16 protein-coding genes are annotated in these 15,596 nt (G+C 74.5%); 10 read left to right on the forward strand and 6 right to left on the reverse strand.

From position 1 onward, the window contains the following. Positions 1 to 91 precede the first annotated feature (91 nt). Positions 92 to 841, forward strand: a complete 750-nt coding sequence (locus HCN51_RS44055) for a 3-keto-5-aminohexanoate cleavage protein (RefSeq protein ID WP_168017936.1) — start codon at positions 92 to 94, stop codon at positions 839 to 841. On the opposite strand, the gene HCN51_RS44060 is transcribed toward HCN51_RS44055, so the two are convergent. The 6 genes from HCN51_RS44060 to HCN51_RS44085 form a co-directional block, all read right to left on the reverse strand. Then, positions 808 to 1,449: a response regulator gene (locus tag HCN51_RS44060; RefSeq protein WP_168017937.1), complete on the reverse strand. Its 642-nt coding sequence runs from the start codon at positions 1,447 to 1,449 to the stop codon at positions 808 to 810. The two genes, HCN51_RS44055 and HCN51_RS44060, sit on opposite strands and share 34 nt — an antisense overlap. After that, complete coding sequence (locus HCN51_RS44065) at positions 1,446 to 2,633, reverse strand: histidine kinase (RefSeq protein WP_168017938.1); 1,188 nt, start codon at positions 2,631 to 2,633, stop codon at positions 1,446 to 1,448. The genes HCN51_RS44060 and HCN51_RS44065 overlap by 4 nt, the downstream gene beginning before the upstream one ends. A gap of 10 nt (positions 2,634 to 2,643) precedes the next feature. Further along, a complete protein-coding gene (locus tag HCN51_RS44070; RefSeq protein WP_240973886.1) occupies positions 2,644 to 4,011 on the reverse strand; it encodes an alpha/beta fold hydrolase in 1,368 nt (455 codons plus the stop codon). A 158-nt stretch (positions 4,012 to 4,169) separates the two neighbouring features. Next, complete coding sequence (locus HCN51_RS44075) at positions 4,170 to 5,630, reverse strand: MFS transporter (protein WP_346434011.1); 1,461 nt, start codon at positions 5,628 to 5,630, stop codon at positions 4,170 to 4,172. Between the two features lie 198 nt (positions 5,631 to 5,828). Continuing rightward, positions 5,829 to 6,620, reverse strand: a complete 792-nt coding sequence (locus tag HCN51_RS44080) for an isocitrate lyase/PEP mutase family protein (RefSeq protein ID WP_168017940.1) — start codon at positions 6,618 to 6,620, stop codon at positions 5,829 to 5,831. A 43-nt stretch (positions 6,621 to 6,663) separates the two neighbouring features. Further along, on the reverse strand, positions 6,664 to 6,882 hold the full coding sequence (locus HCN51_RS44085) for a helix-turn-helix domain-containing protein (protein WP_168017941.1): 219 nt from the start codon (positions 6,880 to 6,882) through the stop codon (positions 6,664 to 6,666). Positions 6,883 to 7,038: 156 nt separating this feature from the next. Between HCN51_RS44085 and HCN51_RS44090 the strand changes: the two genes are divergently transcribed. The 9 genes from HCN51_RS44090 to HCN51_RS44130 are packed head-to-tail and all read left to right on the forward strand — an operon-like array spanning position 7,039 to position 15,595. Beyond that, on the forward strand, positions 7,039 to 7,308 hold the full coding sequence (locus tag HCN51_RS44090; RefSeq protein WP_080044142.1) for an acyl carrier protein: 270 nt from the start codon (positions 7,039 to 7,041) through the stop codon (positions 7,306 to 7,308). Between the two features lie 35 nt (positions 7,309 to 7,343). Next, on the forward strand, positions 7,344 to 8,579 hold the full coding sequence (locus tag HCN51_RS44095) for a beta-ketoacyl-[acyl-carrier-protein] synthase family protein (protein WP_168017942.1): 1,236 nt from the start codon (positions 7,344 to 7,346) through the stop codon (positions 8,577 to 8,579). Next, a complete protein-coding gene (locus HCN51_RS44100; RefSeq protein ID WP_168017943.1) occupies positions 8,579 to 9,724 on the forward strand; it encodes a beta-ketoacyl-[acyl-carrier-protein] synthase family protein in 1,146 nt (381 codons plus the stop codon). The genes HCN51_RS44095 and HCN51_RS44100 overlap by 1 nt, the downstream gene beginning before the upstream one ends. Beyond that, positions 9,721 to 10,677: a beta-ketoacyl synthase N-terminal-like domain-containing protein gene (locus HCN51_RS44105; protein WP_168017944.1), complete on the forward strand. Its 957-nt coding sequence runs from the start codon at positions 9,721 to 9,723 to the stop codon at positions 10,675 to 10,677. The genes HCN51_RS44100 and HCN51_RS44105 overlap by 4 nt, the downstream gene beginning before the upstream one ends. Beyond that, positions 10,674 to 11,585 carry an alpha/beta fold hydrolase gene (locus tag HCN51_RS44110; RefSeq protein ID WP_168017945.1) on the forward strand — a complete coding sequence of 304 codons (912 nt, stop codon included), beginning with the start codon at positions 10,674 to 10,676 and terminating at the stop codon, positions 11,583 to 11,585. The genes HCN51_RS44105 and HCN51_RS44110 overlap by 4 nt, the downstream gene beginning before the upstream one ends. Beyond that, positions 11,582 to 12,529, forward strand: a complete 948-nt coding sequence (locus tag HCN51_RS44115) for a thioesterase family protein (RefSeq protein WP_168017946.1) — start codon at positions 11,582 to 11,584, stop codon at positions 12,527 to 12,529. Before HCN51_RS44110 ends, HCN51_RS44115 begins: the two co-directional genes overlap by 4 nt. Continuing rightward, entirely contained in the window at positions 12,526 to 13,671 is a 1,146-nt protein-coding gene (locus tag HCN51_RS44120; RefSeq protein WP_168017947.1) for a beta-ketoacyl-[acyl-carrier-protein] synthase family protein, read from the forward strand. The genes HCN51_RS44115 and HCN51_RS44120 overlap by 4 nt, the downstream gene beginning before the upstream one ends. Beyond that, the gene (locus HCN51_RS44125) at positions 13,668 to 14,777 is read left to right on the forward strand and encodes a beta-ketoacyl synthase N-terminal-like domain-containing protein (RefSeq protein WP_168017948.1); all 1,110 of its coding nucleotides are present in this window, start codon (positions 13,668 to 13,670) and stop codon (positions 14,775 to 14,777) included. The genes HCN51_RS44120 and HCN51_RS44125 overlap by 4 nt, the downstream gene beginning before the upstream one ends. Next, positions 14,771 to 15,595, forward strand: a complete 825-nt coding sequence (locus tag HCN51_RS44130) for an enoyl-ACP reductase FabI (RefSeq protein ID WP_168017949.1) — start codon at positions 14,771 to 14,773, stop codon at positions 15,593 to 15,595. The genes HCN51_RS44125 and HCN51_RS44130 overlap by 7 nt, the downstream gene beginning before the upstream one ends. The last annotated feature ends 1 nt before the right edge of the window (position 15,596 follow it).

The following is a 15,596-nucleotide window of genomic DNA, read 5'->3' on the forward strand; positions in this document are numbered from 1 at the left end:
GGTTAGCCAATAGATAGCGGTTAGCCATGCGACGTGTCAAAGCGATCCTGGCCGTCGCCCCCTCAGATGCGGGTCTGAGACGATGCCCCACATGCTGCAGGTCTGTCTGAACGGCGCCAGGACCCGGACCGAGTCGGCCCACCTCCCCATCACCCCGCGGGAGCTGGCGGCGGCCGCCCGCGAGGCCGTCGAGGCCGGCGCGCAGGACATCCACCTTCACCCCAAGAACGACGACGGCGCCGACACCCTCGACCCCGCGCGGGTCGACGCGGCGGTCGCCGCCGTGCGGGCGGCCGTGCCCGGCATCCCCATCGGGGTCACCACCGGCGCGTGGACGTCGCCGGACGCCCGGCGGCGGGCCGCGCTCATCCGCTCCTGGACCGTGCTGCCCGACCACGCCTCCGTGAACTGGCACGAGGACGGCGCCACGACCGTCGCGGACGCCCTGCTGGAGCGGGGCATCGGCATCGAAGCCGGCATCTACTCAGGGACGCCGGCCGCCCGGCGCTTCCTCGCCTGGCCACGACGGGACCGCGTGCTGCGGGTCCTCGCGGAGGTCACCGACACCGACCCGCACACCGCCCCGGCCGTCGCCGTCCCGCTGCTGGACGAGCTCGGCAGCGCGAACCTGCCGATCCTCCTGCACGGCGAGGAGGGCGCGGCCTGGGCCGTCCTGCGCACGGCGGTCACTCGCGGGCTGGACACCCGGATCGGGCTGGAGGACGTGCTCCGGCTGCCCGACGGGGCTCCCGCCACGAGCAACGCCGCGCTGATCCGGGCCGCGCGCGCCATGATCCAGGCAAGCGGTCACTCGTCCGGGGACACCAAGCCGGAACGGTAGGCGTGGATCGCGGCCTGGACGCGGGTGCGTACGCCGATCTTGGCCAGGACGCGCGACACGTGGATCTTGACCGTGCCGGGGGCGATGCGCAGCTCCCCGGCGATCTCGGCGTTGGAGCGGCCCAGCGCCAGCAGCCGGAGGACCTCGGTCTCCCGGGCCGTCAGCTCCATGCCGGGCTCGCGCACCGGCGGGGCGGCGAAGCGGCGCACGAGCCGGCGGGTGACCTGCGGGTCGATCAGGCCCTGGCCCCGGTGGGCCGCGCGGATCGCCGCCAGGTAGAGGTCCGGGTCCCCGTCCTTGAGCAGGAAGCCCACGGCGCCCGCCTCGAGCGCGCCGAAGAGGTATTCGTCGGTGTCGAACGTGGTCAGCGCGATGATCGGGGTGCCCGGCGCCTGGGTCGTCAGCCGGCGGATCGCGGTGATCCCGTCCGTGCCCGGCATGCGCAGGTCGGTGAGGATCACGTCCGGGCGGTGCTCGCGCGCCATGCTCACCAGCTCGGCGCCGTCGCGGGCGGCGCCCAGGAAGGTGATGTCCGGCTCGGGGCTGAGGAGCTGCCGCAGGCCCTCGCGGGCGAGGTGCTGGTCGTCGGCGATGAGCAGCCGGATCACGGGGTCACCTGCCGGACGGCTGCACGTGCGGGGGCCTGGGGTGGGAGTACGGGCAGGGTGGCGCGCACGCGCCAGCCGTTCCTGCCGTGCGGGCCGGCGTGGCAGTCGCCGCCGAGTGCCGCCGCCCGCTCGCGCATGCCCGTCACGCCCTGTCCACCGCTCGGGACGTTGTCGTCCCCCGGGCGGGATGGGCCAGGATCGTCGACGGTGACGACGACCTGGCCGCTCCTCCTACGGACGGTGACCGAGGCCGTGGTGGCCGTGGAGTGCCGGGCCACGTTGGTCAGCGCCTCCTGGACGATGCGGTAGGCGCAGGCCGCCGTCTCCGGATGGACGGTGCTGTCGAGGTCGGGGTCGGCCTCCAGGGTGACGGCCAGGTCCGGGCCGCCGCTGCGCTCCACCAGGGCGGGCAGGTCGGCGAAGCCTTCACCGGGCGCGCCGTCCGATCGCACGAGGGTCGCGAGCAGCGCCCGGATCTCGGCCAGCGCCTCGGCCGACAGCCCGGCGATCCCGGCCAGCGCGCGATCCGCCTCGCAGCCGTGACCGGCCAGCGCGCGCCGGGCGCCGACCGCCTGGAGTCTGATCGCGCTGAGGTGGTGCCCGACGACGTCATGGACCTCCCGGGCGATCCGGGCGGCCTCCTGCGAGCGGGCCTGCTCCTCCCTGGCCCGTCGCAGCCGCGCGGCCTGCACGGCGCGGTCGGCCCGCAGGCGCAGCGCGTAGCCGATGGTGACCGGCGCCGCGCCGGCGGCGGCGTAGACGGAGACGGTGGCGAGGTCCAGGACGGGCCGGCCCCCGAGCCCGGCCGCGACCGCCCACCCGACCGAGCCGGCCAGGAGGAGCGAGCGCAGCCGGTGGCGGTGGTAGGCGGCGGAGGCGACGATCAGGCCCAGCACCCAGATGCCGGCGTCGCGCTCCAGCACGAGGCCGAGCGCGAGCATCACCAGCGCGGACGCGACCACCGCCGTCAGCGGCAGCCGCCGGCGCAGCACCAGAGGCGCGCAGGCGGCCAGGATCGGCGCCGCCCATGCCGGCGTGAGCTCAACGGGCTGGCCGCGCCACCAGTCGTTCAGCGCCGAGACGGTCAGCGCGATGATCGCCACGGCGCAGGCGAGCAGGGCGTCGCGGCCCATGAGCGGCACGCGTCGCCGGACGTCGGCCAGGAAAGCCGCTGGTCGTCTCACGTGCCCAGTATCACGCGGGCCAGGAGGGGCACGTGGTGCCGGGCGCGGGCAGCCTGCCGTCGATCAGGTACCGGTCCACGTGGGCGATCACGCACGGGTCTCCGGCGTTGAGGTAGCGGCCGTGGCCGACGTCGTCGTACTTGATCGTGGCCGAGCCGGGGACCTGGTCGGTGATGGCGCGGACGGAGGGGTACTCGTAGACCGGGCCGACGCCGAGCAGCGGCGGCAGCTTGCCGGCCGGCAGCGGCGCCGGCGGGTTGGAAGCCTTGGGCGCCCACGGCGAGCAGGCGAGCCAGGCGTTCTCGCGTACGCCGGAGAAGTTCGGCGAGATCGCGGCCGATCGCCGCACCGCCGCGCGGTAGGCGCGGTAGGCGTCGTAGCGGAACCCGTCGGCGCAGTTCACCGCGAGCATGGCGGTCACACGAGGCGGCATGCCGCGGCCCTGCGGGTCGAACCCGGAGGCGTCGCCCTTCGCGGCGCTCGCGATGGCCTCCCCCAGCTTGGGCCAGCGCGCCTTGTCGCTGACCATGGTGTAGGCGAGGGACTTGAGGTCGTCCCCGTCGTAGCGGCGCGTGCCGGCGGCCAGGGGGCGGCGCTCGGCCCGCCGCACGACGGCCTGCCAGGTCTTCTCCACGTCGGCGTCGCGCAGCGCGCAATCGGAGGAGCCGGCGCACCAGCGGACGAACCGCCGGAACCCCGCCTCCAGCCCCTCGTACTGCAGCCGCTCCGACTTCGCGAAGGGGTCCACGTGGTCGGGCACGCTGTCCAGCGCCATCGCGCGCAGCCGCTGCGGGAACAGTCGCGCGTAGGAGGCCCCGAGCACCCCGCCGTAGGAGTTGCCGAGGAAGGAGATCTTGTCCTCGCCCAGTGCGGCGCGAACGGCGTCCATGTCGCGGGCCTGGGAGGCGGAGTCCAGGTGGGCGAACAGGTCGGGCACGGCGTCCCGGCAGGGAGCGACGCCGGCGGCGTTCGCCTTCAGCACCTGGTCGTACTCGCGCCTGCTGTCGGGGGTGGCGAAGGCGGGACCGGCCGCGCAGCTCTCCAGCGGAAGGTGCTCGCCGCTCACCCCGCCGCGCGGGTTCCAGGTGACGACGTTCATGCGGGTACGCAGGCCGGCGAAGTGCGGCAGCGCCCGCGACAACGCCTGCACCCCGGCGCCACCGGGGCCTCCCGGGCTGAACAGCACCGTGCCCGCCGCCGCACCCGTCGCCGGCGCCCGGCCCACGGTGAGGGTGATCGTCTTCCCATCCGGCTTCGACCAGTCGACGGGGACGGTCAGCTTCGCGCACTGCAGCTCGGCCGAAATCTTCTCGCCGCACGCCGACCAGGTCAGGGACGGCGCCGCGGCGGAGGCCGCAGGAACGTGCGCTCCCAGCATCACCACCAGCGGCAGGGCAAATAGGACTGATCGTGGGCGGGTCATCGCATCCTCCAACAAGAGCGCCACGGACGACCTCACACGCTAGGCACGCCGGCCTCCCGCCACATCTGCCACAAGGCATACCTCCGGCCCGCCTGCCCGAGGCGGCGGGGAGGTCAGCCGGTGGTGCGGGCGGCCGGCTCCGCGCGCTCGCGCCGGCCGGCGGGGGCGGCGGTGCGCAGGCCGAAGGCGGAGATCACGGCTCCCACGACGACCATGACCACGGGGACGACGAGCGCGGTGCGGTACGCGGCCAGCGCCCCGGCCGGTGAGCCGTCCGCCCCGGCCGCGGCCAGGCCGTACACCGCGGTCGCCGCGGAGATGCCGACCGCGCCGCCGAACTGGGTGAAGGTGTAGAGCAGCCCGCTCGCCAGGCCCTGCTCCTCCTCGGGCACGCTGCCCGTCGCCGCGATGGTGAGCGGGCCGTAGGCGAGGGCGAAGGCGACGCCCGAGGTGATCAGGGTGGGGAACATCGCCAGATATGGCCAGGTCGCGCCGACGGGCAGGAAGAGCCCGTACGCCACGGCGGCCAGCAGGAAGCCGCCGAAGATGACCCGGGCGTTGCCGTACCGCCGCACCAGTCGGGGAGTGAGCACGGGGGCGAGCACCGCGTCGCAGCCCATGGCGATCAGCGCGATCGCGGTCTGCAGCGAGGACCAGCCGCGCAGCTCCTGGAGGTAGAGCGTGACGATGAACTGGAAGCCGAAGAACGCGCCCAGGAACAACATCGCGGCGACGTCGGCGCGTAACATCGCGGCCTTGCGGAAGATCCGCAACGGAACGAGCGGTGACTTGGCGCGCCGTTCGATGACGATGAACGTCCCCAGCAGCACCAGCCCGGCGGCGAGCGCGCCGAGCGTCTGGCCGAGATCGTCGCCGCCGTGTTCGAGGCGGATGATGCCAAAGGCGAGCAGCAGCATCGCGGCGGCGGCGCTCGCCGCGCCCGCCAGGTCGTAACCGTGCCGGGCAGGAGCGGGGCGGGCCTCCGCCGGCACCAGTCTGATCGCGGCCAGGAGGAGGGCGCAGGTCAGCAGGACGGGGGCGAAGAACACCCAGCGCCAGCCGAGCTCCGTCAGCAGCCCGCCGATGATGAGGCCCAGCGAGAAGCCGCCGGCGCCGACGCCGGCGAAGACCAGCAGCGCCTTGTCGCGCTGCGGTCCCTCCGGGTAGGAGGTCGTGATGATCGACAGGGCGGCGGGCGTCATGAAGGCCGCCGCCACGCCGGTGACGAACCTGGCCACGACCAGCATCCACCCGCCGGTCGCGAAGCCGCCCAGCATGGAGAAGACCAGGAAGACGCCCAGCGAGACGAGGAACGTCCGGCGCCGGCCCAGCAGGTCGGCGGTGCGGCCGCCGAGCAGCGTGAAGCCGGCGTAGCCGAGCACGTAACCGCTCATCACCCACGCCGCCGTGCCGGTGGTCAGGCCGAGGTCGGCGCGGATGGTGGGGATGGCGACGGCGAGCATGGCGACGTCGCCGCCCTCAAGGAAGATCGAGCCGCACAGGACGAGCAGCAGGACCCAGGCACGCCCGCTCATGCGGGCCGCGGAGCCGGTGGACACGGACGCGGTGGACACGGACGCGGCTCCTCACCCGTCGCGGCGTCCGGCCGCGGCCGGCTCGTCCGCGAAGGGCCTGGTAGGTCGCGCCCGCTCATCCGCGACGGTCGCCGTGCGTCCCCGAGCCTCCCCGATCACCATGGCCGGGACCGTACCAAGCGGCCGGCGGCCCGGACCACACATTTTCTCCGGGCCCGGCAAGGGGAGGAGCCCAGGTCACGCCCCCGGCTGCGTGAGCCTCTGCAGGTCGCCGTACGGCAGGGCGTCGGCGGTCGTGTCGTACGTCCCGGAGGACAGCAGCTCGGCCGTGGAGCGGGCCGCGACGGCGTAGGCGGCCTGGGCGATGGCGGAGCCGAGGCTGACGCGGACCGTGCCGGCGGCGGCGAACTCGGCGACGGACGGCGCGCCCGCCCAGGCCATGACGGCGATGGGCAGCGGCCCGGCCGCGAGCTCGGCGATCGCCGCCAGGTCGATCAGCCCGGGGACGAACAGGCTGCTGGCCCCGGCCGCGGCGTACGCCTCGGAGCGCTTCAGCGCCTCCTGGACGCCGTTGTCGGTGCCGAGGAGGAAGACGTCGGTGCGGGCGTTGATCCACGCGGGGATGCCGAGGCGGTCGGCGGCGGCGCGCGCGGCGGCCAGGCGTTCGGCCTGCTCGGACGGGTCGAGCAGGGCGCCGCCGGCCGCGTCCTCGATGTTCACGCCGACGGCGCCGGCCTGGAGGACGGCGGTGACGGTGGCGTCGATGTCGCCGTAGCCGGACTCGATGTCGGCGGTGACCGGTACGTCCACGGCCGCCGCGATCCGCTCGACGACCGCGGCGACGCGTTCCGTGCCGAGGTCGGCCCCGTCGGGGACGCCGAGCGACCAGGCGACGCCCGCGCTGGTGGTGGCGACGGCCTTGGCTCCGGCGTCGGCGACGACGATGGCGGAGGCGACGTCCCAGGCGTTGGGCAGGAGCAGCGGGTCACCCTTTTTGTGGAGGGATGCGAGGATTTCGGCCTTTGACATGGTGCCGATCTTAGGGGCGCTCCCCCGCCGCCGCTGGCCGGATTCAGACCTCATCAGCGTCGCCGCGTCCGGTGAGGTGGGCCGGCACGGTCTTGCTGATCTGCTCCAGCCGGCCCGGCTGCTCGGGGCTGAGCAGGTCGATCAGGTGCTCGCGGACGCCGGCCACGTGCTGGGGCGCGGCCGCCTGGAGGGCCGCCACGCCCTCGCCGGTCAGGACGGCGAGCCGGCCCCGCCGGTCGCCCGCGCAGTGCTCGCGGCGCACCCACCCCTTGAGTTCGGCCTGTCGGCCGTCAAGAATCCCGGAAAACGCCCTTTCCGCCTTGTATAGGAAAAGTATAGCGGTCCGCAGAATTATTTCCTCCGTCTAATCGCTTCGGTGCAGTCGCGCCACCCGATCCGCGCCATTTATGGAGGAAGAATGACCGATCTGAACGTGTCGGCCGGTCTCGACCCGGCCCAGCGCACCCAGATCAAGGACATCATCTGCGAGATCCTCGAGCTCGACCCCGAAGAGGTCTCCGAGACCAGCCTGTTCAACGAGGACCACGGTGCGGACTCCCTGCGGGCCATCGAGATCCTCGCCGCCCTGGAGCGCACCTTCAAGATCACCATCGATCAGGAGGAGCTGCCCAGGATGACCAACCTCGCGGGCGTCCACACCGTCGTCGAGGAGTCGTTCGCACGGTAGAGCCGCGGACGGCGACCGGGGACGGGAGGACTTTGATGAGCGGTCAGGGAACGGGCCGGAACGGCTCCAGGCGGCGGGTGGTCATCACCGGGATCGGCGCCATTTCGAGTATCGGAATAGGCGTCGACGATTTCCGGTCGGGGCTGCGGGAAGGGCGTAGCGGCGTCAAATCCATCACCGCTTTCGACACGACCGGATTCGAATACGCGAACGCGTGCGAGATCACCGATTTCGATCCGGCCGCGCTGATCGGCCGTCTCGACCCGGCGGGGCTCGGCCGGGCCAGCCAGCTCTCGGTGGCGGCGGCGGGCATGGCAGTCCGCGACGCCGGCCTGCCGCCGGAGGAGCTGCGCGCCCGGCGCGCGCTGGTGTCGGTCGGCACCACGAACGGCGAGGGCCGCGACTTCGACACGCTCACCCGCCAGGGCATCGACGGCAGCCTCGACCCGGCGCTGAGCGCCCGGGTCGGCGCCGGGCGGCTGTCGTCCAGCATCGCCCGCGAGCTGGGCCTGACCGACGTCGAGGCCGTCACCCTGCCCACCGCGTGCGCGGCCGGCAACTACGCGATCGGCTACGGCTTCGACGCCGTGCAGAGCGGTGACGTCGACGTCGCCCTCTGCGGGGGCGCGGACGCCCTCGACCGCAAGACGTTCGCCGGCTTCTACCGGCTCGGCACGATCGCCCCGGAGATGTGCCAGCCGTTCGACCGCTCCCGCCGGGGCATCCTCACCGGCGAGGGCGCCGGCATCCTGCTCCTGGAGAGCCTGGAGGCGGCGCTCGCCCGAGGGGCCCGCGTCTACGCCGAGATCCTCGGGTTCGCACTGAACTGCGACGCGCACCACCCGGTCGCCCCCGACCGCGACAGCATCGCCGAATGCATGCGCCTGGCGCACAAGGACGCCGGGGTCAAACCGGAGGAGATCGACTTCATCTCCGCGCACGGCACCGGCACCAAGGCGAACGACATCACCGAAGCCCGCGCCATCCACCAGGTGTTCGGCGGCCGGCCGCCCGCCACCGTCTCCATCAAGTCCATGCTCGGGCACTCCATGGGCGCCGCCAGCGCCCTGGCCTGCGCCGCCTGCGCGCTGGGCATCGCCGAGGGCTTCATCCCGCCGACGATCAACCACGTCGACACCGACCCGGACTGCGCGCTCGACGTCGTGCCCAACCAGGCCCGCCCGGCGGAGCTGAACGTGGTGCAGAACAACGCGCTCGCCTTCGGCGGCAACAACGCGGTCATCGTCCTCGGCAAGTGCCGGGAGTCGTGATGATCGACGTGTGCGGGACCGGCGCCGTCGCCAGTGCGGGCGCGAGCGTACGGGAGATCTTCGAGGCGCTGTGCGCGGGGCGGGGCGCGGCCGCCGAGCCGCGCGGCTTCGACCTGACCAAGTACCGGGCCAGGCTCGCGTTCGAGATCGACGACCGGCCCGAGCCCGGCGGCGACGTGCCGCTGCGCTCGACCCGCTGGCTGGAGGACGTCGTCGCGACGGCCGCCCGCGACGCCGGGCTCGGCGAGGACCTGAGCGACGTGCCGGTGCTGGTCGGCACCACGCTGCGGGAGCTGCGCTCCGTCGAGCTGAGCTGGCGCGACGGCGTCCCGTTCGACGCCGGCGAGCTGCACTTCGGCACCGCGCTGCGCCGCCGCTTCGACGCCGCCCAGACCTACACCGTGGCCAACGCCTGCTCGGCCTCCCTGTACGCGCTCGCGCTCGGCACCGACCTGCTCGACGCGCACGCCGCCGACGCGGTGATCGTGGCCGGGGTGGACAACATCTCCGAGAGCACGTACGGGCTGCTCGACCGCTGCTACCCCGAGGCGCCCGACGCGTTGCGGCCCTTCGACAAGAACCGCAGGGGCATGCTCCAGGGCGAGGGCGCGGCGGCCGTCGTGCTGCGTCGCGGCGGAGAGGGCGGAGAGGGCGGGGCGCGCGTGCACGGCCGGATCCGCTCGGTCGCGGTGAACTGCGACGCCCACCATCCTTCCGCGCCCGACGCCAAGAGCATCTCGATCGCGATCAGGCAGGCGCACGAGCGGGCCGGCGTCGGCCCCGCCGACATCGACCTGCTCATGCTGCACGGCACCGGGACGCCGCTGAACGACGAGGCCGAGGCCCGCAGCGTCGGCGACGTCTTCGACGAGGTGCGGCCGTCCCCGTGGATGACGGCGATCAAGTCGATGACCGGTCACACGGCGGGCGCCTCCGGCCTGCACAGCCTGCTCGTGGCGCTGGAGTCGCTGCGGGCGGGCGTGGTGCCGCCCGTGCTGAGCGTCACCGACCTCATGGACGAGATGGCCGGCCTGCGCCTCGTCCGCGACCGGGCCGTGCCCGCCGACCTGCGGGTGGCGCAGGTGAACGCGTTCGGCTTCGGCGGGCTCAACGCCGTGGCCGTGGTCGAGAGGGCGGCCCCATGACGGTGATCACGGGGATCGGCGCCGCCGTCCGCGGCGTCCACCGGCCCGCGGACCTGCTGCTCGACCTCCTGCCTCCGGGCGGCGACGACCCGGTCACCCGCCTGAAGGGGCGCGGCCTGCGCTACAAGGACCGGGCGACCAAGCTGGCGCTGTGCGCGGGCGGCGACGCGCTCGCCGCGGCCGGGCTGCTGCTCGACCCGGGGCTGGCCGTGCCAGGGGAGAGCGTCGGCGTCGTGGCCAGCACCAATTACGGGAACGTGGACACGGTCTGCGCGACCGTGTCCGTCATCGCCGAGAGCGGCTACGGCGCGACCAGCCCCATGATGCTGCCCGCCACCGCCAGCAACGTGACCGCCTCCTGGCTGGCCATCTCGTACGGGCTGCGCGGCGTCAACCTCACCCTTTGCAACGGCGGCACCTCCGGGCTCGACGCCCTCCACTGGGCCCGGACGATGATCGACGCCGGCCGGGTGGAACGCATGCTCGTGGTGGGTGTCGAGCCGGCCAACGAGATGGTGGAGCGGCTGGCCGGGCCCGTGTTCGACGGGGCGGTGGCGCTGGTGCTGGAGTCCGCCGGGTCCGCCGCCGCGCGCGGCGCCCGCCCTCTGGCCAGGCTGGACGGGTACGCCCGCCGCGGCACGCACGAGCAGGCGGTCGCCGCCGTCCTGGGCCCGTCCCCGGCCGTGGGGTTGTGGTGCGCGCCCGAACGGCGCGAGGCGAGCCAGGTGGACGGCGCGCGCGTGCACGACCTGACCGCGCTGCTCGGGCCCTGCTCCGGCGCGCTCGGCGTGGCCCAGTGCGTGGCGGGGGCCGCGTGGCTGGGCGCGGGCGGTCCCGGGGCCGTCCTGGCCAGTACGGCCGGACCGGACGCCGCTGCCGCCGCCCTCCTGACCTCCGCCGGTACGTCCGCAGCGGCCACCGCCCGCCCGGCCACGGCTGGGGCCGCCCGATGAACGCCGCCCACACGCCGCTCACGAACGCCGCCCACACCTCACTGACGAACACCGCCCACACGCCGCTCACGAACACCGCCCACACGCCGCTCACGAACGCCGCCCACGGGCCGCGGGCGGATGTCGCTCGCGGGCCGCGGGCGGCGGACGTGCGGGTGCCGGTGCGGTGCCAGCGGGCCGGCGCCGGGGAGCGGCCCGTGCGGGTGCTGCTGCTCCACGGTCTGGGCGGCGGCCCGTCCACCTGGCACCGGTTCGCCGACCTGGCGGCCCCGCACCTGGAGCTCCTGGAGGCGGACCTGCCCTGGTCGGCCACCGGCACCGGCGAGTGGAGCAGGCAGGCCGACGCCACCCCGTGGATCAGGGCCGCCCTGGCGGCAGCCGGGGACGTCGAGCTGGTCGTCGCCCACTCCTTCGCCGCCAACGTGCTGCTGGAGGCCGCCGCCGCCGGCGGACCCCCGCTCGCGGCCGTGCTGGTCTCGCCGTTCTACCGCTCCGCCCCCGCCGAGTTCGACTGGGCGACCATCGAGAGCTACCTCGGCGGCTTCCACGGCATCCTCGACGACGGCCTGCGCGTCAGCTCCGGCGACCGCCTGGCCGCCGGGCTGCGCCGCGACATGGCGTTGCGGCTGCGCGAGCGGCTCGGCCCGTACGGCTGGATGCGTTTCTTCGACTCCTACCTGCGCTCGCCGCTGCTCGACACCGCCGCCGTCACCGCGCCCTGCCTGGTCGTCAGCGGCACCGACGACCTCGCCGCCCCGCCACGTGACGGGCGGACCCTGGCCATGGCGCTGCCGCGGGCCCGCTTCGAGGCCCTGCCCGCAGGCCACCTGCCGATGATCGAGCAGGCGCACCGATTCGCCGAGTTGGTCGGTGAGTTCGCCGCGACACTACCCCTGGAGATCACGTGACCGTCACCCGCCTGGAGATCCGGCCCCGGTACGAGGGTGCGAACATCGGCACCTGGATCGGCTTCAAACACCTGAACTACCTCGTCGAGGAGGCGGTGCTGGAGCATCTGCGACGCACGGGGATGCCGGTCACCGACCTCTACCACGACCACGGCCTCTGCGTGGACCTGGTGGACATCGACACCCGCATTCTGCGCGCGCTGCGCGTGGACGACCTGGCGACGGCCGAGGTGAGCGAGGCCGAGCCGGGCGCGCTGCGTTTCGCCGTCGCGATCCGCCCGGACGCCGAGTCGGCGAAGGCCGTCTCCGCCAAGGTCACGGTGGCGCTGCGGCACGACCCGCGCGGCGGTGAGAGCGCCGAGATCCCGCCGCGGCTGCGCCCCTACGCGGTGGACCGGCTCGGCGACGGCGACAAGGCGGTGGAGGTGCCCGAGGGCGCGGACCCGATCGCGTTCCTGACCGAGGGACGCAACGCCTTCGGCTGGAAGTGGCGCATCCCGTACTTCTACTGCCACTTCACCGAGCGGCTGCAGATGTCGGGCTACCTGCGGATCATGGAGGAGGTCGTGGACCTGTTCCTGGCCGACCGGGGCGTGTCCGTGAAACGGCTGCTGGACGAGCAGCGGTGGATCCCCGCCGTCCCGCACTCCCGCGTCACGCTGCTCGACGAGGCCCTGATGGAGGAGGACCTCTACACCGTCCTGACGGTCGAGGAGGTCTACAAGCGGCTCACCTACACCTCCCGCATGGACTGCTACGTGCTGCGCGACGGGCGGCTCGTCCCCACCGCGACCGGGCGCATCACCCACGGCTACGCCGAGCTGGCCGGCCGCTCCGAGTGGGGGCTGGTGTCATTCGACGACCGCCTCGCGGGCGCGCTCTCCGGTGCCGCGTTTTCCGGCGCGGCGCTCTCCGGTGCGGCGCTTCCCGGTGCGGCGCGATGACCGACGTCCTGGTCACCGGCGTCGGCGCGGTCACCTGCCAGGGGTACGGCGCCGCGGCGCTCCAGCAGGCCATGACCGGCGCCGTCGCCCCGGTGCCCGAGCGCATCCCCGACCCCGGGGCGAACCTGCGCCACCCGCTGATCCTGCGCGTCCCCGGCGTCGCGCCCGGCCGGGGACGGGCCGCCCGGCTGGTCACCACCGCCGTGAGCGAGGCGCTCAGGGACGCCGGCCTGGAGCGGCGCCCCTGGCCGGGACGGGTCGGCGTGGTGATCGGCTCGTGCATGGGCGAGGCCATGCAGCACGAGAGCGGCAGGTGCGCGGAGGACGACGACGGCGCCGGCTGGCGGCCCACGTTCCGGCTCGCCTCGGCGGTGGGCGAATGGCTGGGCGCCTTCGGCGTCAACACGAGCATCAGCAACGCCTGCGCCGCCGGCGGGTTCGCGCTGTGCCTGGCCGCCGATCTCATCAGGAGCGGCGAGGCCGACATGGTCATCAGCGGCGGCGTGGACGCGTACTCCAGGGTCGGGTGGGCGTCGTTCGACCGGCTGGGCGCGATCGACCCCGTACGGTGCCGGCCGTTCGACCGCGAGCGGCGCGGCACCATCCTCGCCGAGGGCGCCGGGATCCTCGTGCTGGAGTCGGGCGAGCACGCCCGCGAGCGCGGCGCCATCGGGTACGGCCGGATCGCCGGCGCGGGCTGGAGCTGCGACGCCCACCACCTCACCGCCCCCGAGCCCACCGGGGAGCAGATCGTGCGCGCCATGCGCGAGGCACTGGGCGGCTCCGGCGAGCCCGGCTGCGTCATCCCGCACGGCACCGGGACCCGCCTGAACGACCTGGTCGAGAGCCGGGCCCTGCGCCAGGTGCTCGGGGCGCGCACCGGCGAGGTGCCGCTCTACAGCGCCAAGGCGCTGGTCGGGCACACCGGCGGCGCGGCGGCGGCGCTCGGCGCGGTGGCGGCGGCGCTGATCCTGCGCTCCGGCACCGTGCCGCAGAACGTCGCCATCGGCGAGCAGGACCCCGAGTGCGAGGTCTACCTGCCGGTGTCCGGCCCGGTACGGCTCAGGACGCCCCGCGTGATGGTCAACGCCTACGCCTTCGGCGGCAACAACGCCTCCTTCGTCCTGGAGCAGGCCGCATGACCGGGGACGTCGTCGTGACCGGCGTGGGCATCGTCGCCCCCGGCACCGCTCCACCCACCGGCCGGTCCGGCGGCCCGTCCGCCGGTGCGTCCAGCGGCCCGTCCGGGAGCGCGCCCGGCGGGCGGGAGTCGTGGTTCGACGTGGCCGCGGAGCTGGGGCCGCGGGGGTACAAGTACCTTCCGCCCGCCTCCCAGTACCTCCTCGCCGCCGCGCGCCGGGCCGTCGCGGCGGCGGGCGGTCTGGAGCACGCGGCGCCGCACCGGCGGGCGGCGGCCGTCGGGACGAACGGGGCCCTGCGCGCCTACTTCGACGACGTCGACGCCAAGGTCACCGGGGGCCATTCCGACGACCTCAGCCCGGCCGGCGCCCCCTACTTCGCCGTCAACGTGCTCAGCGGGCGCCTGGCCAGCGAGCACCTGCTCAAGGCGTTCAGCCTGACGCTGACCTCGCCGCGGGTGGCCGGGTTCGAGGCCGTGGAGACGGGGGCGCGGGCGCTGGCGCTGGGCCGGGCCGACGTGCTGGTGGCCGCCGCCATGGAGCACGGCCTGCCGCACCACGCCCCCGGCCTGCCCATGGAGCAGGGCGCGGTGGCGATCGTGCTGGAGCCGCGGGCCCGCGCCGAGGAGCGCGGCGCCACCGTGCTCGGCACGTGCTTCGCCCGCGCGGGGTTCGCGCCCCCGGGCCTGGCGGCCACCTCCGAGGGGCGGCGCCGGCTGGCCGAGCAGGTCGAGCGGGCGGTGGCCGAGCTCGGGGCCGCCGACGCCGAGGTGTACCAGGTGCTGGACGGCTCGCCGGTGAGCCGCGCCCTGGAGGCCGCCGCCGGCGCCGCGGGGCTGACGGTCCGGCCCGCCGTCATGGCGGGGGGCGGGTGCCTGGCGCCGTCGTTGCTGCTGGCCCGCTCGTTCGTCCCGGCGGAACGGCCCCGCCTCGTGATCACGGCGACGGCCGAGGGCAACTTCGCCCTCGCCGGCGCCCGCCCCGCACCCGCGCACCGCGAGAGCCCCGCGCCCGCGCACAACGAAAGCCGCGCGCCTGGCGGCCGCTCGCCGTCAGGGGCCGGAAGCTCCTACCGCCCGCCTCAGCCAACCAGGAGTCAGCCATGTTGATGCCACTCGACAAGACCTGGGGCCTGGTCCTGGGCGCCTCCAGCGGGATCGGCCGGGCCTGCGCGCTGGCCATGGCCGAGCAGGGCATGAACGTCGTCGGCGTGCACTTCGACACCGCCGCCATGCGGGACTCGGTGGCCCGGCTGGAGGAGGAGGTGGAGGCGTACGGGGTGCGGGCCAGCTTCCACAACGTCAACGCCGCGCGCAAGCCCGTACGGCAGGAGATGGTGGACACGATCGCCGAGCTGACCGACGGCGCGGGCCTGAAGATCCTGCTGCACTCGCTGGCGTTCGGCACCCTCGTGCGCTACCTGCCCGGCGACGGGAGCGGCGCCCGGCTCAGCCAGCGGCAGCTCGAAATGACGATGGACGTGATGGCGCACAGCCTCGTCTACTGGGCGCAGGACCTGGCCGCCGCCGGGCTGCTGCCGCCGGGCGCCAAGGTGTTCGCGATGACCAGCGCCGGCGCCGTCCAGCACCTGCCCAGCTATGGCGCGGTGTCGGCGGCCAAGTGCGCGCTGGAGTCGCACGTGCGCCAGCTCGCCTGCGAGCTGGCCCCCCACGGCGTGGCGGTGAACGCGCTGCGGGCCGGCGTCACGCTCACCCCGGCGCTGCGGCGCATCCCGGAGCACGGCGAGTTCGCCACGCAGAGCGCGCGCAACAACCCCCACCACCGGCTGACCACCCCCGAGGACGTCGCCGAGGCCGTGGTGCTGCTCTCGCGCACCAGCTCCTCGTGGATCACCGGGAACACGATCGGGGTGGACGGCGGCGAGCTGCTGGCCGCGGGCGCCTCGTGGGCACGCGACGACACCTGAG

Origin of the sequence: Nonomuraea composti (assembly GCF_012034275.1) — a bacterium.
GTDB classification, from domain to species: domain Bacteria; phylum Actinomycetota; class Actinomycetes; order Streptosporangiales; family Streptosporangiaceae; genus Nonomuraea; species Nonomuraea composti.